21 protein-coding genes and 1 tRNA gene are annotated in these 21,589 nt (G+C 69.8%); 12 read left to right on the top strand and 10 right to left on the bottom strand.

What is annotated here, in order from left to right; all coding sequences use genetic code 11:
- Positions 1 to 212: 212 nt before the first annotated feature.
- On the bottom strand, positions 213 to 374 hold the full coding sequence (locus D7W82_RS40540; RefSeq protein ID WP_158617677.1) for a hypothetical protein: 162 nt from the start codon (positions 372 to 374) through the stop codon (positions 213 to 215).
- Positions 375 to 824: 450 nt separating this feature from the next.
- Here D7W82_RS40540 and D7W82_RS16380 point away from each other — a divergent pair, with 450 nt between their 5' ends.
- Entirely contained in the window at positions 825 to 3,035 is a 2,211-nt protein-coding gene (locus tag D7W82_RS16380) for a (Fe-S)-binding protein (RefSeq protein WP_120619250.1), read from the top strand.
- Positions 3,036 to 3,121: 86 nt separating this feature from the next.
- On the opposite strand, the gene D7W82_RS16375 is transcribed toward D7W82_RS16380, so the two are convergent.
- Positions 3,122 to 3,622 (bottom strand): ankyrin repeat domain-containing protein, encoded by a 501-nt coding sequence (locus D7W82_RS16375; protein WP_120619249.1) that lies wholly within the window; start codon positions 3,620 to 3,622, stop codon positions 3,122 to 3,124.
- 155 nt (positions 3,623 to 3,777) lie between these two features.
- On the opposite strand from D7W82_RS16375, the gene D7W82_RS16370 reads away from it, so the two are divergent.
- Genes D7W82_RS16370 through D7W82_RS16360 form a run of 3 tightly spaced genes read left to right on the top strand, consistent with a single transcriptional unit; the run spans position 3,778 to position 5,312 of the window.
- Positions 3,778 to 4,236 carry a DUF3592 domain-containing protein gene (locus D7W82_RS16370; protein WP_120619248.1) on the top strand — a complete coding sequence of 153 codons (459 nt, stop codon included), beginning with the start codon at positions 3,778 to 3,780 and terminating at the stop codon, positions 4,234 to 4,236.
- Positions 4,237 to 4,249: 13 nt separating this feature from the next.
- Positions 4,250 to 4,780 (top strand): DUF3592 domain-containing protein, encoded by a 531-nt coding sequence (locus D7W82_RS16365; RefSeq protein ID WP_158617676.1) that lies wholly within the window; start codon positions 4,250 to 4,252, stop codon positions 4,778 to 4,780.
- A gap of 31 nt (positions 4,781 to 4,811) precedes the next feature.
- On the top strand, positions 4,812 to 5,312 hold the full coding sequence (locus tag D7W82_RS16360) for a DUF3592 domain-containing protein (RefSeq protein WP_120619246.1): 501 nt from the start codon (positions 4,812 to 4,814) through the stop codon (positions 5,310 to 5,312).
- Here D7W82_RS16360 and D7W82_RS16355 read toward each other — a convergent pair.
- From D7W82_RS16355 to D7W82_RS16335, 5 genes are all read right to left on the bottom strand, one after another.
- Positions 5,309 to 6,262, bottom strand: a complete 954-nt coding sequence (locus D7W82_RS16355; protein ID WP_370451010.1) for a TolB family protein — start codon at positions 6,260 to 6,262, stop codon at positions 5,309 to 5,311. The genes D7W82_RS16360 and D7W82_RS16355 overlap by 4 nt on opposite strands.
- A 140-nt stretch (positions 6,263 to 6,402) precedes the next feature.
- On the bottom strand, positions 6,403 to 6,933 hold the full coding sequence (locus D7W82_RS16350; protein ID WP_120619244.1) for a non-proteolytic archaemetzincin-like protein: 531 nt from the start codon (positions 6,931 to 6,933) through the stop codon (positions 6,403 to 6,405).
- A 57-nt stretch (positions 6,934 to 6,990) separates the two neighbouring features.
- Positions 6,991 to 7,064, bottom strand: a tRNA-Gln gene (locus D7W82_RS16345).
- A 158-nt stretch (positions 7,065 to 7,222) separates the two neighbouring features.
- On the bottom strand, positions 7,223 to 8,380 hold the full coding sequence (locus tag D7W82_RS16340; protein ID WP_120619243.1) for an RtcB family protein: 1,158 nt from the start codon (positions 8,378 to 8,380) through the stop codon (positions 7,223 to 7,225).
- Positions 8,377 to 8,781, bottom strand: a complete 405-nt coding sequence (locus D7W82_RS16335) for a ribosome-binding factor A (RefSeq protein WP_120619242.1) — start codon at positions 8,779 to 8,781, stop codon at positions 8,377 to 8,379. Before D7W82_RS16335 ends, D7W82_RS16340 begins: the two co-directional genes overlap by 4 nt.
- A 436-nt stretch (positions 8,782 to 9,217) precedes the next feature.
- Here D7W82_RS16335 and D7W82_RS16330 point away from each other — a divergent pair, with 436 nt between their 5' ends.
- From D7W82_RS16330 to D7W82_RS16295, 8 genes are all read left to right on the top strand, one after another.
- Entirely contained in the window at positions 9,218 to 10,609 is a 1,392-nt protein-coding gene (locus tag D7W82_RS16330) for an NAD(P)/FAD-dependent oxidoreductase (protein ID WP_120619241.1), read from the top strand.
- 58 nt (positions 10,610 to 10,667) lie between these two features.
- Positions 10,668 to 11,885, top strand: coding sequence for a glycosyltransferase family 87 protein (locus D7W82_RS16325; RefSeq protein WP_233587648.1), 1,218 nt, complete (start codon positions 10,668 to 10,670; stop codon positions 11,883 to 11,885).
- 82 nt (positions 11,886 to 11,967) lie between these two features.
- On the top strand, positions 11,968 to 12,744 hold the full coding sequence (locus tag D7W82_RS16320; protein ID WP_120619240.1) for an energy transducer TonB: 777 nt from the start codon (positions 11,968 to 11,970) through the stop codon (positions 12,742 to 12,744).
- A 31-nt stretch (positions 12,745 to 12,775) separates the two neighbouring features.
- Positions 12,776 to 13,531 carry a MotA/TolQ/ExbB proton channel family protein gene (locus D7W82_RS16315; protein WP_120565357.1) on the top strand — a complete coding sequence of 252 codons (756 nt, stop codon included), beginning with the start codon at positions 12,776 to 12,778 and terminating at the stop codon, positions 13,529 to 13,531.
- The gene (locus D7W82_RS16310) at positions 13,515 to 13,925 is read left to right on the top strand and encodes a biopolymer transporter ExbD (RefSeq protein ID WP_120619239.1); all 411 of its coding nucleotides are present in this window, start codon (positions 13,515 to 13,517) and stop codon (positions 13,923 to 13,925) included. The genes D7W82_RS16315 and D7W82_RS16310 overlap by 17 nt, the downstream gene beginning before the upstream one ends.
- Positions 13,926 to 13,941: 16 nt before the next feature.
- Positions 13,942 to 14,373, top strand: coding sequence for a biopolymer transporter ExbD (locus D7W82_RS16305; RefSeq protein WP_120565359.1), 432 nt, complete (start codon positions 13,942 to 13,944; stop codon positions 14,371 to 14,373).
- Between the two features lie 145 nt (positions 14,374 to 14,518).
- Positions 14,519 to 17,503 carry a TonB-dependent receptor domain-containing protein gene (locus D7W82_RS16300; protein WP_120619238.1) on the top strand — a complete coding sequence of 995 codons (2,985 nt, stop codon included), beginning with the start codon at positions 14,519 to 14,521 and terminating at the stop codon, positions 17,501 to 17,503.
- 32 nt (positions 17,504 to 17,535) lie between these two features.
- Entirely contained in the window at positions 17,536 to 18,915 is a 1,380-nt protein-coding gene (locus tag D7W82_RS16295) for a hypothetical protein (protein WP_120619237.1), read from the top strand.
- A gap of 65 nt (positions 18,916 to 18,980) precedes the next feature.
- Here the strand turns inward: D7W82_RS16295 and D7W82_RS16290 are convergent, their stop codons facing one another.
- From D7W82_RS16290 to D7W82_RS16280, 3 genes are all read right to left on the bottom strand, one after another.
- Positions 18,981 to 19,553 (bottom strand): hypothetical protein, encoded by a 573-nt coding sequence (locus D7W82_RS16290; RefSeq protein ID WP_120619236.1) that lies wholly within the window; start codon positions 19,551 to 19,553, stop codon positions 18,981 to 18,983.
- Entirely contained in the window at positions 19,550 to 20,164 is a 615-nt protein-coding gene (locus D7W82_RS16285; protein ID WP_370451008.1) for an AAA family ATPase, read from the bottom strand. Before D7W82_RS16285 ends, D7W82_RS16290 begins: the two co-directional genes overlap by 4 nt.
- Before the next feature lie 761 nt (positions 20,165 to 20,925).
- Positions 20,926 to 21,420, bottom strand: coding sequence for a hypothetical protein (locus tag D7W82_RS16280; protein ID WP_120619234.1), 495 nt, complete (start codon positions 21,418 to 21,420; stop codon positions 20,926 to 20,928).
- Positions 21,421 to 21,589 lie beyond the last annotated feature (169 nt).

Genomic DNA, 21,589 nt, shown 5'->3' with positions numbered 1-21,589 from the left:
CAGCGCTTTACGGATTTACTTTTTGATGGTCCGGCACCGGTCATTCCGGGGACCCCGCCGCGGGGCTCGACCCGGCCTTGGGCGGGGAGCGTCACGGCGTCCAGCGCACTGCATCAGCGTCCGGGAGTGCCAGTCCCGCGAACCTGTCCGACAGTCCGACAGGTTCGACAACGAAGGCCCCCGCGCAGGCCACGGGCCGCGGGGGCAGGGCGTCACTCCGCCACGTGCCAGCCGCCCCAGGCCTCTTCATCCAGATGGCCCCAGCGCCGGTCATCCGTGGAGTCCAGCGGAACCGAACGGCCGTGGTCACCCGTCGCGGACAGCTCCAGGTCGTCCAACCCCTCGTCCAGGTACGTGCTCTCGTCGTGGCTCATGTCCGGCTCCTCGGCGCTCCATTCACGGGGTGTACGGCCTGTGACGGCTCGCGTCCCCTTGGACGCCCTGCGTCGGTCACCGGGCCCGCCCCATGCGGGTCCCTTTACAAGCACTTCTTGACCGATTTACGAACATGTTGGGAGCATGCCCCGATTTTGTAAAGCCCTCGGGACAGCAAAGTTCTGGGATCGCCCGCCGGACCACGCCCGGCCGCCTGCCTTCCGGCACGCCAGGCGTAGTGATTTCGCGCGCGGCAGGTCCGGGCGGAGGGTGGGTAGGCACCACCCTGGAGGGCGGTCTGGAAGCGGTGGAGGGAACGCTGCGGGACACGGCCCCCGCACGGTGCTTGATTCGCGAATCACCCCTGCTAGGGTTGAAAATCACTCCAGAATTGCCGCGTCGCAGCAACCGGCGTTGCCGCCGTGCGGCCCAGAGGGTCCCGAGGTTCCATGAACCCCATCATCACCGGCCTGCTGCTGGCAGGCGCAGTCTCTATCTTCGTCATCACGATGTCCGGCCGCGTGGGCGTGCTGCTCGCGATGAAGAAGGAGAACCGGCTGGACCACATCCCCTACCGCGTGGCGCAGCTGGTGCGCTTCGGGTTGGGCCAGAAGCGCATGGTGGATCCGGAGGAGTTCACGCCGGGCCTGTTCCACATCTTCATCTACGCGGCGTTCATGGTGCTGGCGGTGCGCACCGTGATGCTGTTCGTGATGGGCTTCTCGTCCACCGCGCTGGACGTGCTCACCGACCTGTCCCACCCGGCGTGGGACGTGGCGCCGCCGCTCTTGGGCCTCTACAAGGTCTACCTGCTGGTGAAGGACATCGTGGCGGCGCTGGCGCTCGCGGGCGTGGCGTACTTCGTGTGGACGCGCTGGAAGGTGAAGCCGGACCGCATGTCCCAGTCCTGGGAGGCCTACCTCATCCTGGGCTTCATCGCGGGCCTGATGATCACCGAGTTCATGTTCGGCGGCAGCCACATGGTGGCCGCGCACGCCGCCGCGCAGCAGGTGCCCATGGGCGCCACGCAGGTGCCGGCGGCGCCGGCCGCGATGGTGTGGTGGGAGCCCGTCACCAGCCTGATGGGCCTGGCGATGATGCCCCTGGGCCACACGACCGCTCACGTGCTGGGCGTGGGCGGCTTCTTCATCCACCTGACCATCATCCTGGCGTTCCTGAACTTCCTGCCGCTGGGCAAGCACTTCCACATCATCACGGGCCTGCCCAACGTCTTCTTCCAGCGCACGCACTCCACCGGCAAGCTGCCCACGCCCAACCTGGAGAAGGAGGAGTTCGGCACCGCCACGGTGAAGGACCTCACCTGGAAGAACGGCCTGGACCTGTACTCGTGTACGGAGTGCGGCCGGTGCCAGACGCACTGCCCCACGTACATCACGGGCAAGCCGCTCACGCACAAGGCCGTGAACCAGGACCTGAAGCACTGGCTCTGGGACAACGAGCGCTGGGTGGAGGAGGGCTACGGCCCCAACGGCGTGAAGGAGCCCCTGCCTGAGATTGTCGGCAGCGCGCTGAAGGCGGAGACGGTGTGGGCGTGCACGAGCTGCGGCTGGTGCGAGCAGGCCTGCCCGGTGTTCATCGAGAACGTCCCGCGCCTCATCGACATGCGCCGCTACCAGGTGCAGGTGAAGGCGGAGTTCCCGCCGGAGATCCAGCGCGTGTTCGAGGGCATGGAGCGCCAGGGCAACCCCTGGGGCCTGGGCCAGGACCGGCGCGACGAGTGGGCGGAGGACCTGGCGCTGCCCACCTGGGGCGACGGCGGCGAGTACGAGTACCTCTTCTTCGTGGGCTGCGCGGGCAGCTACGACGACAAGCAGAAGAAGGTGAGCCGCGCGCTGGTGAAGATCATGCGCGAGGCGGGCGTGTCCTTCGCGACGCTGTCCAAGCAGGAGATGTGCAACGGCGACTCCGCGCGCCGCATGGGCAACGAGTACCTGTACCAGACGCTGGCCAAGACGAACGTCGAGTCCTGGAACGCGATGGGCGTGAAGGCGGTCATCACGCAGTGCCCGCACTGCTTCAACACCATCAAGAACGAGTACCCGGAGTTCGGCGGCGAGTACCGCGTCATCAACCACACGCAGCTCATCAACGAGCTGCTCAAGGACAAGCGCATCAAGCTGTCCTCGGTGATGAACGCCGGAACGAAGCTGACCTACCACGACCCCTGCTACCTGGGCCGGCACAACGGCGTGTACGACGCGCCCCGTGAAGTGCTCAAGAGCATCCCGGGCCTGGAAGTGGTGGAGATGCAGCGCAGCCAGCGCGAGGGCTTCTGCTGCGGCGCCGGTGGCGGCCGGATGTGGATGGAAGAGCACATCGGCACGCGCATCAACCACAACCGCATGAACGAGGCGGCCCTCACGCTCAAGCACGCGGAGGACCCGAACACGCCCTACCCCGACGCCGCGGACAAGAAGAAGCCGGGCATGGTGGGCGACTACAAGGAGCCGGGCGGCAAGGGCATCGTCGCGGTGGCCTGCCCGTTCTGCTCCACGATGCTCAACGACGCGAAGAACGACACCGGCCGTGAGCAGATCCAAATCAAGGACATCACCGAGCTGGTCGCGGACTCCATGGAGGTCAGCAACAAGGGCGGCACCGTGAGCCCCAGCCCCGTGGTGAGCGCCAAGCCGGAGTAGCGGTTCCCGGCCACTGATGTGACGAGGGCCCGGTGGCTCCCCGAAACGGGAGCGGCCGGGCCCTTCGCCTTTCCGGGCTTCGGAGACTACTTGCGGCCCTTGGACGGCTCCTTCGTTGCGTGGCCCTCCGAGCGCAGCACGCGCTCCAGGCGCTTCGTGGCGCCGTCGTCGCCCAGCTTGCCCGCGACGTAGGCGCCCGCGGAGGCGAGCTTGCGGCGGAAGCCGCCGGGCGGGACCTCGGACGGGCGCGAGGGGCGAGCGGGAATCTCCTCGACGCCCTGCTGCTTGAGCAGCGTGCGCGCCATGTCCTTCTCGTCGGAGGAGGCGTGCGGGAACAGCAGCGCGCAGACCCGGAGGTGGCCATAGGCGGCGGCGGCGACGAAGGCCGTCTCCCCCACGGCGTCCGGCAGCGTGGGGTCCGCGCCGGCCTCCAGGAGCGTCTGCACCAGGTCATCCTGGCCCGAGCGCGCGGCCATCATCAGCGGCGTACGGCCCTCGGCGTCGAAGGGGTTGGGGTCCGCGCCCGCGTCGAGCTGGGCGCTCAGGGCGGCGCGGTCACCCGCGGCGACGGCATCGAACAGGGACACGGTGCGTACCTCCGGACAGGACGCGCGGGAGCATGGCGGTTCGGCGGACGCGACGCCAGGGAGGGGCCCGCGCGCTGGCTCTACGGCGGGGCGTGGAGGGCATTGCCGTTTCGCGTCGCCGGGTGCCCGCTTAAAGGGCGGGCAGGAGGCACGGCGTGGCTCTCTTCGCGGCGCGGATCCTGGGTGCGACGTTCGTGGTGCTGGGCGTGTCCATGCTGGTGCTGACCTGGGGGTCGTACCGGCGGGACCTGGGCATCCTGCGCGAGGGGCTGCACGCGGAAGGCACGGTGGTGAAGAAGGAGTTCCTGGCGGCCTCCGACGACAGCGACTTCGTCCTCGTCTATGCGTTCACGCCCCAGGGCGGTGAGCGCCAGGAGCACCGGAGGAACATCTCCAAGGAGCTGTGGAAGCGGCTGCGCCCCGGAGACCGCATCCAGGTGCAATACGGCAGGACCGACCCGCGCCGCAGCTTTCCGGAGGGCCATGGGGTGACGTCGCTGGGGCTCGCGCTCTTCCTCAGCGTCGTGCTGGTGTTCCTCACCCTCATCGGAGGCGTGGCGCTCCTGGGGAGGGCGGCGCCGGTTGCTCCCGAGCCCCCTCCCCCGTCATCCTGAGGTGGCCATGCCCATGAACGCGGTCCTGCTCGTGGTGTTCCTCATCGGAGCGCCCCTGGTGACGATGGTGCGGCTGCTGCTCCAGCATCAGCTCACCCTGGCGTTGCGAGAGCAGGGGCTGCACGCCCGGGGAGAGGTGGTCCGCGTCCGCACGAGCTGGATGACCGGGAAGTACCGCATCGTGGAGTACGTCTTCCACCTGCCGGACGGCTCGGAAGTCCGCGGCGAGTACAAGGAGCACCGGCGCGGGCTCCTGTCACAGCCCTCCTCCGAGGGCGATCCCATTGAAGTCCACTACCTTCCGGACAACCCCCACCGGCATCAGCGCGTGGGCGCGGAGGTCGGGCTGTTGGCCGTCCTGAGCATGGTGTTCGGCCTGGTGGTCTTCATGTCCCTGGCCCTCATCGTGATGATGAACGCGCCCTTGAAGAAGGCCCCGTCACCGCACGGGGCCACGCCCTCAGGAAGGCTGCGGACCTATGACGAGCCGCCTCCTCGCACGAAGCGGGTCACCGGGCCGCTGAACCGGAACGAGGCGTACTAGCCAGGCTGTCCCCCGTCACATCGAGGCCGCCATGCTCCTGATTGATCCGATGATGGTGGTGATATTCGTGGTGGGTCTCTTTGGGGTGCTGGTGTGGCTGCTGCTCCAGCGCGACCTCACCCTGAAGCTCCAGGAGGAGGGACTGCACGCCCATGGCGAGGTGGTCCACGTGGGCTGGGACTCCGACCGCGAGAACCTCATCGTGAAGTACGTCCTCCACCTGCAGGACGGCTCGGACCTCCACGACCAGTACACCCTGCAGAACGCGAGGCAGAAGGTCCCCCCTGCCGTGGGAGACGCAGTGGAGGCCCTCTACCTTCCGCACAAGCCCCGCCGTCACCAGCGCGTGGGAGAGGAGATAGGGACAGGCAGGTTGCTGTTCAGGCTGGGGGCACTGGTGCTGCTCATGGTCGTCCTCGTTGCCCTGGCGCTCATCAGCGCCAGGCCGCGAGGCGCCTCGCCCCCAGCAAAACTCCGGACCTACGAAGCGCCGCTTCCCACCGGGGAGAAGCGGCAGCAGAGCGAGTACTAGTTGGGCCCGTAGAAGGGCTCGTTCGCGGCGGGCACCGCGAGCGTCACGGAGCTGGCCGTGGAGGACACCGGGGCGCGGTAGATGCTGGGGTCACCGCCGGAGTCGTTGAAGAGGAAGCCCAGCTCCGTGCTGCTCGTCCAGCTGGGGAAGCTCTCCTCCACGGTGCTCGCCGTGTAGTCCGTCAGCCGCCGCAGGGCGCCGCCGAGGCCCGTGGCCGTCACGCCGCCCACGAAGATGCGCGTGCTGCCGTTGGACAGCCGCCCGTCCAGCGCCACCTGCCGCCCGTCCGGAGACACCACCGCGCGGTTCGCGACGGCCAGCACCTCGTTGCCCAGCGTCACGAAGCTGGCACTGCCGCCACCGGCCGGCACGAACGCGAGCTGGTTGTAGAAGGAGGCACTGCTGCCCGCGGGCGCCACCACCGTGTTGCCGCTGGGGAAGAAGGACGGCGACCCGAAGCCGATGCCCGCGTTGGGCGTCAGCTCCACGAAGCCGCTGCCATCCGCCGCGATGCGCGCCAGCGAGCTCAGCGCACCCGATGTCCGGTCGAACGCGAAGACGATGAAGCGCCCATCCGGGCTGAACGTGGGGCCGCGGAAGTTGGTGCAGCTGCCGCACGCCGCGTCGTTGGTGCTCAGCAGCGTGGCCACCGGCCCGCCCGTGGTGGGCACCGTCTGGATGGACGACGTGCTGCCCGAGCGCTGCACGAACACGATGCTGTTGCCGTTCTTGGAGATGGACGGAGTGTACGCACCGCCGGCCGTCGTCAGCCGCTGCGGGCTGTTGGGGTCGCCGTCGTCGTCCACCACGTAGATGTTCCGGTCGTCGCGCACGAAGGCGAAGCCCCGGTCGAAGAGGACGTCACCCGTGGTGCCGCCACCGCCAAAGTCCGTGGGCTCGCACGCCCCCAACATCCCCACCGCCACCACTCCGCCGAGCCATCGCCGCATGCCCATCATCGCTGTCTCTCCCGCCGTGCCGGCCCTGTCACACGCGCTTCGCGCCCGAACACTACAGGGCGCGCCGGACAAGACGTCAACGCACACGGCGGCATTCACGCGCGCCCGTGTCCGGGAGCGCGCACGCGCCTTCAGCGGTTGAGGCGGTTCAGTTCGTTGCGGCAGACGTTGCAGGGGCCCAGCGACTTGCGGTCGATGTCCTGCGGGGACTGCGGGAAGAACATCACGCAGCGCGAGTCCTCGCAGTACGACAGGCCGATGAGGTGCCCGGCCTGGTGCACCGCCTCCACCTGCACGCGGCGGCGGAGCGTTTCGCCCTCCGCGCCCTGGCGCAGCCGGTACAGGCTCATCACCGCGACCTTGGACTCCCGGTCCGCCTGCCCGAAGACGAAGGGCGAGTCCGGTTCGAAGAGGTCCGCGTCCGTCACGCCCATCACCAGGGCCTGCGGCGACTCATCCAGCACCGTGCCCAGCCGGCGCATGATGGCGTTGCAGTGGTACTGGCCGCGGTCCTTGTTGAAGGCGTAGGCCGGCGACGACAGCGCCATCCGGCTCACGACCGCGCTGACGCCCAGATGGGTCGCCAGCGGATCCTGCAAGGCGTTCACGAGCGCGGACGGTGGACTGCCCACGGTGACCAGCAGGAGCGTCTTCTGCGGCATCAGCCCACCGCCTTTGCTTCCGGACGGACGACGTTACCGCGTCCCCCCGGAGCGGAGTGGCTGGGGCGCAAGGATTCGAACCTTGATAATCAGAGTCAAAGTCTGACGTCCTGCCATTAGACGACGCCCCAGCAGGTTCGCACGCGTACTCGTGGGCCGATACTACGGCACTTTGACGGGCGCGGGAACCCACTCTGACGCTGTCCCCTTCAGTCCGTGGAGTACGGGGGGTGGATCACCCGGACGGGCTGTCATCCACCCGACAGGCGCCCCCTCCCCTTCCAGGCCGTCAGCCCTTCAGCACGGCCAGGGGCGTGAGCCGGACGCGGGGCGTCACGAGGTCCGCCTCGTCCTCCAGCACCTCGGTGAGGTCCCGGTAGGCGGCCGGAGCCTCCTCCACCAGGGCGTGCGTCCGGCCCGGGTCGAACACCACGCGGCGCAGGGCGTGGACCAGCGCGTCCGGGCGGATGCGGGCGCGGGCCTCCGTGCGGGTGAGCACGCGGCCCGCGCCGTGCGAGCAGGAGCGGAAGGCGCGGGGCTCCCCCCGCCCCTCGACGACGTAGGAGGCCGTGCCCATGGAGCCGGGGATGAGCCCCCGGGCCCCAGCGTCCAGCCCCACCGCGCCCTTGCGGTGGACCCAGAGCGCGCGGCCGAAGTGCGTCTCGGAGGCGACGTGGTTGTGGTGCACGTCCACGGTGCGGTCCGGGTCCGGGGCCACGCCCAGCACGTCCGCCAGCACCGCCAGGGCCCGGGCGGCGAGCTGGTCCCGGTTCGCGCGGGCGAAGCGGCACGCCAGGTCCAGGTCATTCACACAGGCCCGGCCCGCTTCGGTGCCGGTGTCGAGCGCGGGCGGCGTGCCCTGTCCCAGCACCTGGGCCACGCGCTGGTGGTGTTCCCCCACGGCGCCCCCCACACCCCGCGAGCCGGAGTGGATGAGCAGCCAGAGGTCCCCTGCCCCGTCTCGGTCCAGCTCCAGGAAGTGGTTGCCCCCGCCAAGCGTGCCCAGGTGACGTGGCGCCAGCCGCTCCCAGGCATGCGCGAGCTTCTGGGTGGAGAGCGGGGGAGCTTCGAGCCCCGGCGGCAGGGGCAGCCCCCGTCCCCGGTGCACCGCGTCTCCCACCGGGATGACCCGGGCGAGCTGGGACAGGAGCCGCTCCAGGTCCGCGCGCGAGAGTGAAGCGGCGGGGAAGGCGAAGCGGTGCGCGCTCACGCCGCAGCCCAGGTCGTTGCCCAGCGCGCCGGGGACGACGTGGGCTTCCGTGGCGAAGACGGTGCCCACCGCCACGCCCGACGCGAGGTGCACGTCCGGCATCACCGCCACGTGCTCCGTGACGTAGGGCTGCGCGGCCAGCCGCTGGAGCTGCTTCAGGGCCGCAGGGGGCACCGTGCGAGCCCAGGCGAGGAGGGGCACCGCGCCCGGTGGAACTTCGAGGATGCGGGGCATCATGCGTCACCCCCTTCGCCGTCCTCGGCCTCCGTGCGTGGGGCGGTGCCCACGAGGACGAAGCGCAGGTGCGGGGTGCGCTTGAGGTTCAGGTGCTGCGCGAGCCGAGAGCGCAGGAAGCCCTCCGCCCGGGCGAGGGCCTCCTTCACGGCTGCGGGGTCCGCGTCGTGCGGCAGCGAGTAGCCGATGCGCACGGTGCGACCTTCGGGGGACAGCTCGCACGACGTCAGCGTGATGTCTTCGAGCCTGGGGTCGGACAGCTCGCTCCGGAAGAGCAGCGAGACGTCCTCGGAGAGGGTGGACTGGACGCGCAGGTGACGCGCGGACGGAGCTTCGGAATGGAACAGCGAGGAGCCCGAGCGCCGGACGGACGCGCGGGTACGGCGATGCTTGGAAGAGGACATGAGCGAAGACGGATTCCTGCGGGCCGTGCCGGAGCACGGCCGGGGTGTGCACGCGAACGACACCGCGCGGACACGCCGTCTGGACCTCACGTCGGAGGCGTCCTCCACGGCCGCGACAGCGCTCGCACGGGCGCTGCCTTCGGACGGGCGCTGGACACCGCCGGTGACGCTAGAAGCGCGACCCCGCGGAGCGGACCGAGACCACCTTGGCGACACGTCCCATGGCACACCTCCCGCCGCGCAAGCCGAAGCGCGGACCCTCCACCGGACGCGGGGAACACACGCATCCGTCCGCGCCCTGACGCGGGGGCCTTCCGGGTCCTGACAAGGCGGTGCTGTCCTCTGGTGACCAGCCGTTCCATCCACCATCCGACTCGCGGCGCCAGTCGGATTGGCGGGACGGCCGTCCCCGGGCAAGCAGGGGGCGGGAGGGGTCATGGCCGAGACTTTCGACGTGGTGGTGATTGGAGCGGGTCCCGCGGGTGAGAACGCGGGCGCGCGCGCGGCGGCGGGGGGGTTGAAGGTCGCGCTGGTGGAGCACGAGCTGCTGGGCGGCGAGTGCTCCTACTGGGCCTGCATGCCCAGCAAGGCGCTCTTGCACCCCGGTGAGACGCTGTGGCTCGCGAAGCACACGCCCGGCGTGCGCGAGCTCATCCAGGGGCCGCTCAAGGCGGACGCCGTGCTCAAGCACCGCGACCAGATGGTGTCCGGCTACGACGACAGGTCCCAGGTGAAGTGGGCGGAGGGCGCGAAGCTCACCGTCATGCGCGGCCACGGCCGGCTCACCGGCCCGCGCAAGGTGGCCGTCACGGGCAAGGACGGCAAGGTGCGTGAGCTGGAGGCGAAGCAGGCCGTCGTCATCTCCACGGGCAGCAAGCCGCGCCTGCCGGACATCCCGGGCCTCAAGGACTCCAGGCCGTGGGACAACCGCGAGGGCACCGGCGCCAAGGCCGTGCCGGGCCGGCTGGTGGTGCTGGGCGGCGGCGTGGAGGCGGTGGAGCTGGCGCAGGCGTGGCGCGAGCTGGGCTCGGAGGTGACGCTGGTGCAGCGCGGGCCCCGCGTGCTCAAGCGCTTCGAACCCTTCGTGGGCGAGCAGGTGGCCGAGGCGCTGCGCGACTCCGGCGTGCGCGTGCTGCTGGAGACGCAGGCCACCAAGGTGCAGCGCTCCGGCGCCCAGGGCGAATACACCATCACGCTGACCGGCGGGGACACGCTGCGCGCGGACGCGCTGCTCGTCGCCATGGGCCGCACCGCGCGCACGGACGACCTGGGCCTGGACACGGTGGGGCTCAAGCCCGGCGCGTCCATCGAAGTGGATGATCAGCTCCGCGCCACGGGCGTGGACGGCGGCTGGCTGTACGCGTGCGGCGACGCGAACGGCCGCAACCTGCTCACGCACATGGGCAAGTACCAGGCGCGGCTGTTGGGCGACGTCCTCTTGGGCAAGCCCGCGAAGGCGTGGGCGGACGCGAAGGCCACGCCGCAGGTCATCTTCACGCACCCGCAGGTGGGCAGCGTGGGCCTCACCGAGGACAAGGCGCGCAAGGCGGGCGTGCCGGTGAAGACGGTGCAGTACGAGCTGGGCGACGTGGCCGGCGCGTCCGTCATGGGCAAGGACCTCAAGGGCACGGCCAAGCTGGTGGTGGACGAGCAGCGCCGGGTCATCGTGGGCGCCACGTTCACCGGGCCGGGCGTGGGCGAGATGATCCACGCGGCCACCATCGCCGTCGCGGGCGAGGTGCCGCTGGACACGCTCTGGCACGCGGTGCCGTCGTACCCCACCGTGAGCGAGGTGTGGCTGCGGCTGCTGGAAGCCTACGGGCTGTGATTGCGGCGGGGCGCTCCCGCGTGGAATGGTGCGCGCCCTACCGTGTCCCCGTCCGTGAATGAGCACCGCTGAGCCCGCCCGCCACCGCGCGTCCCTGAAGGTGGAGTGGACGTTGTTGCTGGTGCTCGCCGTGGCGGCCGTGGCGGTGGGGCAGCATCCCCGGCGCGGCGCGGACTTCCGCGTCTACCTCACCGCCGCGGAGCGCTTCCGCGAAGGCACGGACCTCTACCGCGCCGAGGACGGCACCATGCCGTTCAAGTACGCGCCCGTCACCGCGCCCCTGTTCCTGCCCTTCACCGCCCTGCCGCCGCGCGCGGCCGTGGCGCTGTGGAACCTGGGCTCCGTGCTCGCGCTCGGCGCCGTGTCCGTGCTCACGCGCCGCGCGGTGCCCAGGGACGCGGAGGCCACGCCGTGGCCGTGGGCTCCGGTGCTCGCCACCGCCGCGCTCCTGCCCGCGTTCTCCTTCGAAATCTTCTACGGCCAGGTGGACGTCGTGCTGCTGTGGCTGCTGGTGCTCGCGGCCGTGGGTGCCGAGCGGGGCCGCGCGTGGGGCCCCGGCGCGGCCTTCGCCGTGGCGTGCCTGCTCAAGCCTCCAGCCGCGCTCCTGGGACTGTTCTTCCTGGCGCGCCGGCACTGGCGCGTGGTGGGGACCACCGCCCTCTTCGGCGTCCTGCTGGTGCTGCCCACGCTGGGCCGCTACGGCTGGACGGGCACGCTGTCCCAGCTGCGTGACTGGACGGAGATCCTGGCGCGCACCACGCCGCCGTGGGCGCTGGGCCACAACCCGCAGGGCCTGCCCACGCTGCTCTTGTCGCTGGTGCTGCCCGCGGAGTCGCTGCCTCCTCCGGGTGCGATGACCGGGGCGCAGGTCGTGGCGCTGGCGCTCTTCATCGGAGCGCTCGTGTGGGCGCGGCCCGGTCCGGTGGAGCTGCTCGCGTTCTGCTGCCTGGGCGTCACCCTTCTGTCACCGTTGGCGTGGCGCGCGAACTACCTGCTCGCGTGGCCGGTGATCCGCGCGGCGCTGGAGGGACGCTCGCGTCTGGGGCAGGCGTGCGTGGCCTTCGTTGCCCTCATTGGCATGGCCGTGTCCGACACCGTATTGGGCGCGGACCAGGCCCGGCACGTGCTGCTATTGCGGCCGTTCGCGGTGGTGTACTCCGCGCTGCTGATCGCGCTGTTGTGGCAGACGCGGCGTCACGGAACGCCCACGGCGGTGATTTCCGACAAGACCGTGACTCACCTGCCGCGCGGATTTTTGAACGCTCGCGGTTCGTGACCCAATCGAAACAAGGCCGGGGGCAAAGTGTCACGGAGCCTGAACCTTCGTGACACACGGTGTCGCTATATGCGTCCCCGTCATGTTCGAAACGTTCGACAGCGCCTCCAGCGCCCCCGCCGCCCGGCGGTTCGCGCTCTCCACCACCGCGTCGGTCGCCGTCTTCGGACTCATCGCCGTGGCGGCGATGACCGCGGCCAACACGGTGAAGGAGGTCATCAAGGAGAAGAAGGTGGACGTCGTCTTCCGTCCGCCTCCGCCTCCGCCGCCTCCCGTCGTGGAGGTGAAGCCTCCGCCCCCGCCTCCTCCGCCCGTCGCGAAGCCTCCGCCCCGCGCCGCGCCGCCTGTCGCCAAGGCGGCGCCTCCGCCCGCGGCGGTGCCCACCGTTGCTCCCGCGCCGCTGAAGGCCCCGGACGCGGTGCCGCTCGACAAGCCGCCCGAGGCTGAGAAGGAGGTCGTCGCCGCGGCGCCCATGGCCGTCGGTGGCACGGGCACGCTCGTCCCTGGTGGTGTGGTGGGTGGCACCGGCAGCGGCGAGGGCATGGCCATCGGTGGTGGCCGCGCGCAGCCCATCAACCTCCCGGAGGCGGGGACGCCGCCGGAGCCGCTGGCCTCGAACCTCATCCCCGAGTACCCCGCCGACGCCCGCTCCAAGGGGCTGGAGGGGATGGTCATCCTCAAGGGCGTCGTCGAGGTCGACGGCCGCGTCACCGGCCTCAAGGTGATGCGCGGCGATGAGCCCTTCGCCAGCGCCGCGCTGGCCGCCGCGCGCACGTGGCGCTTCAAGCCCGCCGTCGTGTCCGGTCAGCCGACCGCCGTCTTCCGCATCTTCAAGGTCCCGTTCCGCCTCAAGTCCTGACGCCTTCCTCCCCCTTCGGAGAGCCACAGCCATGAACTTCAATCTCAAGGAAATCTACGCGCACATGGGCGTCTTCGCCCTGGGCATCGCCTGGACGCTGATCGCCTTCGCGGTCGCGTCGCTGGCGGTGTTCTTCGAGCGCCTGTTCGTCTACTTCCGCTCGCGCGCCGCGTCCCGCCAGTTCGCGGGCCGCGCCGGTCCGCTGCTCGCGCAGCAGCAGCACGACGCGCTGGTGAAGGAGGCGGACGGCAACAAGAGCAGCCACCTGGCGATGATGCTGGGCGGCGGCATGAAGACGTTCCTCGCGAAGTCCCGCGCTCCCGCCGGGAAGCTGGGCGCGGTGGAGCTCACGCGGCGCGACCTGGTGCGCATCAACGAGCGCATCACCGCGGACGTGCGCCGAGGCATGTCCGTGCTGGCCACGGTGGGTTCGGTGGCGCCGTTCGTCGGTCTGCTCGGCACGGTGGTGGGCATCATCGAGGCCTTCGCCGGCATCGCGAAGGAGGGCTCCGGCGGCCTGGGCGCGGTGTCCGCCGGTATCGCGGAGGCGCTCGTCGTCACGGCGCTGGGTCTGCTGGTCGCGATTCCCGCGGTGCTGATGTTCAACTTCCTGTCCACCCGCGCGGACGCGCTGCTGCTCTCCCTGGAGCAGGCCCGCAGCGAGTTCATGGACCACCTGGAGGACATGGCCGGCGACAAGCGCGCGGCGGCGGCCCACGGCGGCTCGCACGGCGCCACGGACGTCGTCTCCACGCGGACCGAGGCGGGCGATGTCGGCCACGCGTAGGAGCAGCCTCACGCCGGAGATGAACGTGACGCCGCTGGTGGACGTGGTGCTCGTCCTCCTGATCATCTTCATGGTCGTCACGCCGCAGCTGGAGGCCGGCGCCGCGGTGGACCTGCCTGCGGCGATGAACCCGGACGCGGAGAACAAGAACCTGGAGCCCACCACGGTGAGCCTGGCGGCCAACGGGGCGTTCTACCTGGACCGCAAGCAGCTCAACCGGGACGCGCTGGTGGTGGAGCTGAAGGCGCTGCACCAGGCGAAGCCGGACGCGCCCGTGGTGCTCAAGGCGGACCGGGGCGTGGCGTACGCGCAGGTGCGCGGCGTGTTCAAGGCGATGCAGGACATCGGGTTCCCGGGCATCAGTCTCCAGGTCATCGACCGGAAGAAGCACTGAAGGGGAGGCACGCGCCATGGCTTTCGACGTCGGTGGCAACAAGGGCGGCGGCGTCCGCCCCACGATGAACGTGACGCCCCTGGTGGACGTGGTGCTCGTCCTCCTCATCATCTTCATGGTCGTCACGCCGCTGATGACCAAGAACCTGTGGATGAACGTGCCCGCGAAGCCGGACAAGAAGGAGGACACCACGCCTCCGCCTCCGGACGCGAAGCCGCCCGTGGTGCTCACGGTGGACAAGGCCGGCACGCTGCGCATCAACCACGAGGAAGTGCCCCGTGACCAGGTGGTGGTCCGCCTGCAACGGATGCTCAACGCGCGCGCGGACAAGATCGTCTTCTTCGACGCGAGCGACGCGGTGCCGTACGGAAGTGCCATGGAAGTGCTGGACCTGGCGCGGGGCGGGAACATCACCGTCGCCGTGCTGCCGGAACGACTGGCGGACTGACTCCAGGCGCCCCGCGCGCGGCTCGTGAAGCCGCGCGCGGTTCGTGACGCCGAGTTTTCCCGCCACCGCCACAGACGTCACAAACCCTTCATCCCAATGCCACGGGCGTCGCGTTGAGTGCGCGTCGCTGTCGGCAAGGAGAGCCGTGTTGTCTCGTTCAAGCTTCGTGCGCGCCTGCGTGGCGTCACTCGTGCTCATCACCCTGCCTGCCTTCGCGCAGGCGCCCGGCGCGGACTCCACCGCGCCCGCCGCGCCTTCGCCCTCCGCCACCCCGGGCCAGCAGCCGGCCGGGGAGCTTCCGCCCCCGCCGGGCACGATGCCCGCGGATCCGTCGCAGGCCGCGCAGCCGGCTCCGGCCGACGGTGCCACGCCTTCTGACGAGGCCACGGATTCCGACGAAGCCGCCATGGGGGATGAAGCCCTGGCCGAATCCTCCACGCCGCCCCCGGGCTTCACCGGCATCTACGGCCGGCTGACGGACGAGGCCAACGGTGAAGGCCTCATCGAGGCCACCGTGAAGGTCGTCACGGGCGCCGACAAGCAAGCCCTCACCGACCTGGACGGCAACTACCGGCTGGCGCTGCCGCCGGGCAAGTACGACCTGCGCGCCTTCTACGACGTGTACCAGGGCCGCCGCATCACGGGCGTCGTCGTCACGCAGGGCAAGGCCACGAAGCTGGACGTCGCGCTCAGCGCGGACGTGGGCGCGGTGCAGGAGGTCGTCGTCGAGGCCCGCTCCGACCGCCGCGCGGAAGGCGCCCTGCTCCAGGACCGCAAGAAGGCCGCCGCCGTCTCCGACGCCATCAGCGCGCAGGAAATCGCCCGCACGCCGGACTCCAGCGCCGGTGACGCCGTGAAGCGCGTGGTCAGCGCCACGGTGGTGGATGGCCGCTACGTGCTGCTGCGCGGCCTGGGTGGCCGCTACGCCACCACGCTCCTCAACGGCGCGCTCCTGCCCAGCCCGGAGCCGGACGAGCCCAGCGTGCCGCTGGACCTGTTCCCCACCAGCCTGCTCGCCAACCTCAACGTGGTGAAGAGCTACACGCCGGACCTGCCGGGCACCTTCGGCGGCGGCACGCTGCTCATCGAGACCAACACCTACCCCTCCCAGTTCGAGTTCAAGCCGCGCCTCACCCTGGGCGGCGACACCGTCACCACCTTCCGCGAGCGCAACGCGCAGGCGCAGGGCGGCTTTGGCGAGACGCTGGGCTTCGCCTCCTCCGACCGCGCCCTGCCGGACGCGCTCCCTCGCGACCACCGCCTGGGCGCGGGCGGCGAGTCCGCGCAGCAGCTGGAGGGCCAGTGGGAGAGCTTCACCAACGTCTGGGAGAAGCGCACCACGCGCGCCGCCCCCAACCTGGGCCTGGGCGCGTCCCTGGGTGACACGCTGCGCTTCGGCAACCAGCGCCTGGGCTACCTGGCCACCGTCAACTACGGCCACCGCGACGGCGTGCAGACGGGCGACTTCGCCCGCGCGGCCCGCGACGAGTCCGGCAGCCTCATCCCCCAGGACGTCGCGCGCACCACGCAGGGCTTCTCCACCGCGAACCTCAGCGGCCTGGCCAGCGTGGGCTACCAGTTCGACCGCGACAACGAGCTGACCCTCTTCAGCCTCTACACGCGCGGCACCGACACGCGCACGTACACCGCCAACGGCAACAACAACGTGCGCGGCGACACCTACGCCAGCACCCGCCTCCAGTTCATCACCCGCGCCCTGTCCTTCACGCAGCTGCGCGGCTTCCACCGCCTGGGGCTCCTGGGCGATTCGGAAGTGGACTGGCAGGCCAACGTCTCCCGCGTGGACCGCGACGAGCCGGACACGCGCGACACGCTCTACAGCGCCGCCCTCAACAACCCGGACGCGCAGCTGTCCTTCCCCAACCAGCCCAACAGCGGCGAGCGCTTCTTCGCGGAGCTGGGCGAGACGTCCACCGGCGGCAGCCTCAACCTCACCCTGCCCTTCAGCTCCGACTTCCGCCTGAAGGTGGGCGGCCTCACGCAGGTGTCCTTCCGCGACTTCAACGCGCGCCGCTTCCGCTACCTGCTCACCGAGGAGCCGGTGGACCGCACCCAGTCCCCCGAGCAGCTCTTCTCCCCGGACAACGTGGGCACCTCCATCACGGTGCGTGAGACGACGCGCGCGGATGACGCCTACAACGCCTTCCTGGGCATCTACGCCGGCTACGTGTCCGCGGACTACAAGCCCGTGGAGCCGCTGCGCCTGGTGGGCGGCGTGCGCCTGGAGGCGTCCAACCAGCAGCTGACGCTCAAGGATCCGTTCACCGGCGTGGAGAGCGCCTCCGGTGGCGCGGACCAGAACTACCTGGACGTGCTGCCGTCGCTCAACGCGACCTACGCGCTTTCTCCCGAGGTGAACCTGCGCGCGGGCTACAGCTACACGCTGGCGCGCCCCACCTTCCGCGAGCTGGCGCCCTTCATCTTCTTCGACTTCGTGCGCCGCCGGAACGTGTCCGGCAACCCGGACCTGCTGGAGACGCGCATCCACAACGTGGACGTGCGCGCCGAGTGGTTCGTGGGCGAGAACGACGTGCTGGCCGCGAGCGCCTTCTACAAGCGCTTCCAGAACCCCATCGAGCGCGTCATCCGCAACCCGGACTCGGGCGACCTGGGCTTCGAGAACGCCGCGGGCGCGGACAGCTACGGCGTGGAATTGGAGGCGCGCACGTCGCTGGCGCGCATCAGCCCCGCGCTGCGTCCGGTGCGCGTGGGCGCGAACCTGACGCTCATCCAGTCACAGGTGGACCTGGGTGACTCCGCGCTGGGCGCGCAGACGAACAAGGACCGTCCGCTCCAGGGCCAGTCCCCCTACGTGGTCAACGTGAACGTGGGCTACGAGCGGCCGGAGAGCGGCACGGAAGTGGCCGTGCTCTACAACGTGTACGGCCAGCGCATCAGCGAGGTCGGCGTGCAGGGCCTGCCGGACGTGTACGAGCGGCCCTTCCACCGCGTGGACATCAGCCTCACCCAGAAGCTCGGCGCGACGCAGCTGAAGCTGACCGCCGCGAACCTCCTCAACGCGTCCGTCACCCTGCGCCAGGGAGACGTGACGGTGCAGACGTACAAGCCCGGCGTGGCGTTCACCGCGTCGCTCGGCTGGGCCCTGTAGCTCCTCCCATTCCCCTGAAAGGACGCACCGACATGAAGAGCCTCTTTGCCTCCGTCCTCACTCTCTCCAGCCTCGCGCTGCTCTCCGGCTGCGGCGACGACGAGCCCAACAAGACCCCGGACGGCGGTGATCCGCAGGCCACCGAGCAGGACGTGTCCGGCAGCATCCAGGGCGACACGACCTGGAAGGCCGGCACGACGTACACCCTGAAGGACTACGTGTTCGTGGAGAGCGGCACGCTCACCATCGAGCCGGGCGTCACCATCCTGGGCGAGACGGGCAGCGCGTTGGTCATCACCCGTGAAGCGAAGCTGAACGCGGTGGGCACGGCGGAGAAGCCCATCGTCTTCACCAGCGCGCAGCCCGCGGGCACGCGCGCGGCCGGTGACTGGGGCGGCGTGGTGCTGCTGGGCAAGGCGAGCATCAACGTGGCCGGCGGTGAGAACACCATCGAGGGCTTCTTCGCCACCAGCGGTGACACGCGCACGAAGTACGGCGGCGGCGCCAACTCCGACGACGCGCACGACTGCGGGAAGCTGAAGTACGCGCGCATCGAGTTCGCGGGCTACGAGCTGGCCGAGGACAACGAGCTCAACGGCCTGACGACGGGCGCGTGCGGCACCGCGACGGACATCGACTACGTGCAGGTGCACAAGGGCGCGGACGACGGCGTGGAGATGTTCGGCGGCACGGCGGGCCTGAAGCACATCGTCATCAGCCAGCCGGACGACGACGGCCTGGACTACGACCTGGGCTGGCGCGGCAAGGTGCAGTTCCTGGTGGTGCAGCAGAACGCCGTCGTGGGCAACCGCGCCATCGAGGCGTCCGGCAACAAGAACGACAACGTCGCGCAGCCGCACTCGGTGCCGGAGATCTGGAACGCGACGTTCATCGGCTCCGGCCGCGCGCCCGGCACGGCCCCGGCGCAGGAGGGCCTGGTGTTCAACACGGGCGCGGGCGGCCTCTTGCGCAACGTCATCGTGGCGAACTTCGCGGACAAGGCGGTCGACGTGGACGGCACGGCCTCCGCGGCCCTGTGGAACGCGGCCACCCCGGAGCTCTCCATCCAGAACGCGCTCTTCTGGAACAACAAGGGTGACTCCGTCTCCATCCCGAACGCGCCGAACCCGAAGAAGGACGCTGCGGGCAACGTGACGGATCCGGACGTGAGCAAGTTCGCGGAGGCGGAGAAGGTGCTGGCCACGGGCCTGAACAACAAGGTCCTGGACGCGCAGTTGACGGCGGCGACGAACCTGGACGCCCCGGACTTCACCCCGGCGGCGGGCTCCCCGGCGCTGAACCCGGACAACGCGGCCACGCCGGGCGCGGGCTTCGACACCAGCGCGCGCTTCGTCGGCGCGGTGGGCGCCACCAACTGGCTGGCCGGCTGGACCGCGTTCCCGAAGAACTAGCCCTTCGGTGAACACATGACCGCGTGCTCCCGGCGACGCCGTCCGGGGGCACGCGGTCTTCTTCTTTACGGCTGGACCAGTCCCTGGCGGAGGAGCTCCATGGCAAGGAAGGGGAAGTGCTTCCGCAGGTGCCGGAAGGTCAGGTCCCCGTCCCGATAGCTGTCGTAGTACGCCGTCCTCGCGGTGATGAACTCATCGTCGTTGAGGTCGAGGCGATCGATGGTGTCCTGGACGCGCTGCTGGACCGTCGCCGGCAACCCCGCGCAGGGAGTGACCTGCAACGTGGACAGGTCGAGCGCGAACCAGCCGTCCTGCACTTCGAACGGGTCGAGCACGTCCTCGAAGGCGTTCTTGCGCGCGTTCATCCGGCTGCATGCGAGCCGGTAGTTGCTCCACTCGTAGGCCAGCGCACGCTGCTTCGACTTGGGCAGCAGGTGGTCGACAGACATGGCTCCCGTCCCACGCGGAATGTGGAGACAGGAGTAGGCGCAGATGCCCCGGTACGCCTGCCAGAGCTGGGGGATGCAGTCCCGCCAGTGGGGACGCAGCTCGTCCGTGCCCTGGAGGTCTTCCTGTCCCTTCTGTCGAACCCGGGCATCGAAGTCCGCGGGCTCTGGCTGCGGAGCGACGTGGATCATGGGTCGATGCCCGCGGCCTCCGCGCGCGCAAGCCACCGTGGCCAGAAGGGGTCCGTGTCGCGGAGCACCCGGTAGAGCGCGTTGTGGATGCGGCGGACCTCTTCGATGGGGAGGTTCGGGTCCTTGAGCGCGGCCTTCGCCGCCGTGATGGCCTGCTCGGCCTCCACGGAGCGGGGTTCCTTCAAATCGAAGACTTCGGAGGTGAGCCACGCGTTGGCGTCTCCGCGTGGGCGCCACTCCGCCTTGGTGGCCTGCACTTCCTGGCCCACTAGGTCGAACATGAAGAGCGCGTCCTGCGCTTCATCGAACAGGGGTTCGGCGGAGGCCAGAACCAGGGGTGAATGCGTCACGGCAATCACCTGGACCTTCACGTCCTCACGAAGTGCACGGACGACTTCGAGCAGCGAGGGAAGGATGAGCCGCTGCCAGCGCGGATGGAGATGGGATTCCAACTCGTCGACGAGCAGCACGATGCTGTCCGTCACGGGTTCCTTGCGGAACTCCGCTGCGCGGACGTGCTCTTCCCAGGCCCAGACGAGCAGATACGCGAGTCCGACAATGCGCTTTACCGCTGCGGAGGCGTGCGTGAGCGGCACAACTCCGTAGGGCATTTGAAGGGTGGGAATGTCCCTAACGTCATCAATACCGATGCGCGTGGGGTCCCCCGGAATCAAGGGCTCATGCGCTCCTGGGGAAAGCGCAGCCAGGACTTTTTTCAACCTGTGAAAGGGTTCCGAGCCCCTGATCTGCCATGCAACCCAATCCTGGATCAGACCATTGCAAATAGTCCGTCCGTCCTTCTCCAAGCGGTTCCAAAGCTCTTCAGGCGTAAAGTCGTAAGCAGTCAGCCACGGGGTAGTTGCCATTGGCAGCCACTGTCTGTTTCGAAGCCGATCCCACAGCGAGAAACTGCCATCGACCCGTGCATAGAGAGTCAACGCATTGCCGGGAGTGGCACCTGGAAAACCTTGAGGCAGGGGTCCCAGCCTAGGACCAAGGTCAATAGGACCATCGGGTCCACCAAGAACGGCTGTAACTCCCGGTGAGCCACTCCGCTCCGACCGCAGCAAAGCAGGTACGGCATCCCAGTTCCGAGTTAGAGCCCACCACGCCAACTCCAGCACGAACGTCTTGCCCAGACCGTTGTCACCAGTCAGCAAGTTGAGGCGCGGAGCGAACTCGAACGCGAGGCGCGGACTGGGGCCCACGCCCTCCATCTCCAACCGCTCAAGCATCCTGGGCCTCCGCCTTCGGCATCATGCCTGCCTCCTTACTTCAACTTCGAGGCTCGGCCCCAGTTCCGCACCCCGCCGAAAACAACACGGCCCGACACTCCCTCGCAGGAGCGCCGGGCCGGAGGCCAGGGAACCAACTACGACTGGAGGCTCGCCGGGGCGTCGTCCTGCGCGGAGTCCGGACCGCCGCCGTCCGTGAAGAGGTTGGCCACCGGGCGCAGCTTGGGGGGACGGCCGCGGCGGCGCGGGGCGTTGTCGTCGTTGCCCGTCGCCGCGCCCACCGGCTCCGCCTGGGCCTGGCCGCCCTTGCGCACCGGACGCGGCAGGTGGATGGCCTCCAGCTTCGCTCCCAGCTCCGCGTCGTCCTCCGCGAACACCCTCGCGTACGCCAGCGCGCGCTGGCCCTTCTGGAGCAGCGACTCCTGGCTCTCGTTCAGCTCCTGCCTCGCCGCGTCCAGCGCCGCCTGCGCGCGGGCCACCGCCTCCGCCTTCTCACGCACGTGCGCCGCGGACTCGCCCAGCACCGCCGTGTCCACGTCCGGGAACTTCACGTCCGCCAGGTCCGTGGCGAACAGCTCGAGCAGCGCGCGCAGCGCGGGGGAGATGGAATCGTTCTCGGGGGTTTCGAACATGGACAGGCCTCCTCACAAGGCGTCGTTGGACGGCGCCTATCTGCCCAGATGTTCAGTGTCCTTTCAAGGGGGTCTTCTAACCGGCCGGAAAGTCAGCCCTGATCAATCCACCCGCACCAGCCCCACCTCTCGCACCCCCGCCGACGGATCCACGTCCACCGCCAGGAAG

The sequence above is a fragment of the Corallococcus sp. CA049B genome, assembly GCF_003611685.1.
In the GTDB taxonomy this organism is placed as follows: Bacteria; Myxococcota; Myxococcia; order Myxococcales; family Myxococcaceae; genus Corallococcus; species Corallococcus coralloides.
Note: the sequence above shows the minus strand (reverse complement) of the source record. Positions and strands in the feature narration are given on the sequence as shown.

Excerpts from the sequence above, each read along its gene's own strand:
- D7W82_RS40540 (WP_158617677.1), bottom strand. The coding sequence starts at position 374 with ATGAGCCACGACGAGAGCACGTACCTGGACGAGGGGTTGGACGACCTG.
- D7W82_RS16380 (WP_120619250.1), top strand. The coding sequence starts at position 825 with ATGAACCCCATCATCACCGGCCTGCTGCTGGCAGGCGCAGTCTCTATC.
- D7W82_RS16365 (WP_158617676.1), top strand. The coding sequence starts at position 4,250 with ATGAACGCGGTCCTGCTCGTGGTGTTCCTCATCGGAGCGCCCCTGGTG.
- D7W82_RS16360 (WP_120619246.1), top strand. The coding sequence starts at position 4,812 with ATGCTCCTGATTGATCCGATGATGGTGGTGATATTCGTGGTGGGTCTC.
- D7W82_RS16355 (WP_370451010.1), bottom strand. The coding sequence starts at position 6,262 with ATGCGGCGATGGCTCGGCGGAGTGGTGGCGGTGGGGATGTTGGGGGCG.
- D7W82_RS16350 (WP_120619244.1), bottom strand. The coding sequence starts at position 6,933 with ATGCCGCAGAAGACGCTCCTGCTGGTCACCGTGGGCAGTCCACCGTCC.
- D7W82_RS16340 (WP_120619243.1), bottom strand. The coding sequence starts at position 8,380 with ATGATGCCCCGCATCCTCGAAGTTCCACCGGGCGCGGTGCCCCTCCTC.
- D7W82_RS16335 (WP_120619242.1), bottom strand. The coding sequence starts at position 8,781 with ATGTCCTCTTCCAAGCATCGCCGTACCCGCGCGTCCGTCCGGCGCTCG.
- D7W82_RS16330 (WP_120619241.1), top strand. The coding sequence starts at position 9,218 with ATGGCCGAGACTTTCGACGTGGTGGTGATTGGAGCGGGTCCCGCGGGT.
- D7W82_RS16325 (WP_233587648.1), top strand. The coding sequence starts at position 10,668 with ATGAGCACCGCTGAGCCCGCCCGCCACCGCGCGTCCCTGAAGGTGGAG.
- D7W82_RS16320 (WP_120619240.1), top strand. The coding sequence starts at position 11,968 with ATGTTCGAAACGTTCGACAGCGCCTCCAGCGCCCCCGCCGCCCGGCGG.
- D7W82_RS16315 (WP_120565357.1), top strand. The coding sequence starts at position 12,776 with ATGAACTTCAATCTCAAGGAAATCTACGCGCACATGGGCGTCTTCGCC.
- D7W82_RS16310 (WP_120619239.1), top strand. The coding sequence starts at position 13,515 with ATGTCGGCCACGCGTAGGAGCAGCCTCACGCCGGAGATGAACGTGACG.
- D7W82_RS16305 (WP_120565359.1), top strand. The coding sequence starts at position 13,942 with ATGGCTTTCGACGTCGGTGGCAACAAGGGCGGCGGCGTCCGCCCCACG.
- D7W82_RS16295 (WP_120619237.1), top strand. The coding sequence starts at position 17,536 with ATGAAGAGCCTCTTTGCCTCCGTCCTCACTCTCTCCAGCCTCGCGCTG.
- D7W82_RS16290 (WP_120619236.1), bottom strand. The coding sequence starts at position 19,553 with ATGATCCACGTCGCTCCGCAGCCAGAGCCCGCGGACTTCGATGCCCGG.
- D7W82_RS16285 (WP_370451008.1), bottom strand. The coding sequence starts at position 20,164 with ATGCCCTACGGAGTTGTGCCGCTCACGCACGCCTCCGCAGCGGTAAAG.
- D7W82_RS16280 (WP_120619234.1), bottom strand. The coding sequence starts at position 21,420 with ATGTTCGAAACCCCCGAGAACGATTCCATCTCCCCCGCGCTGCGCGCG.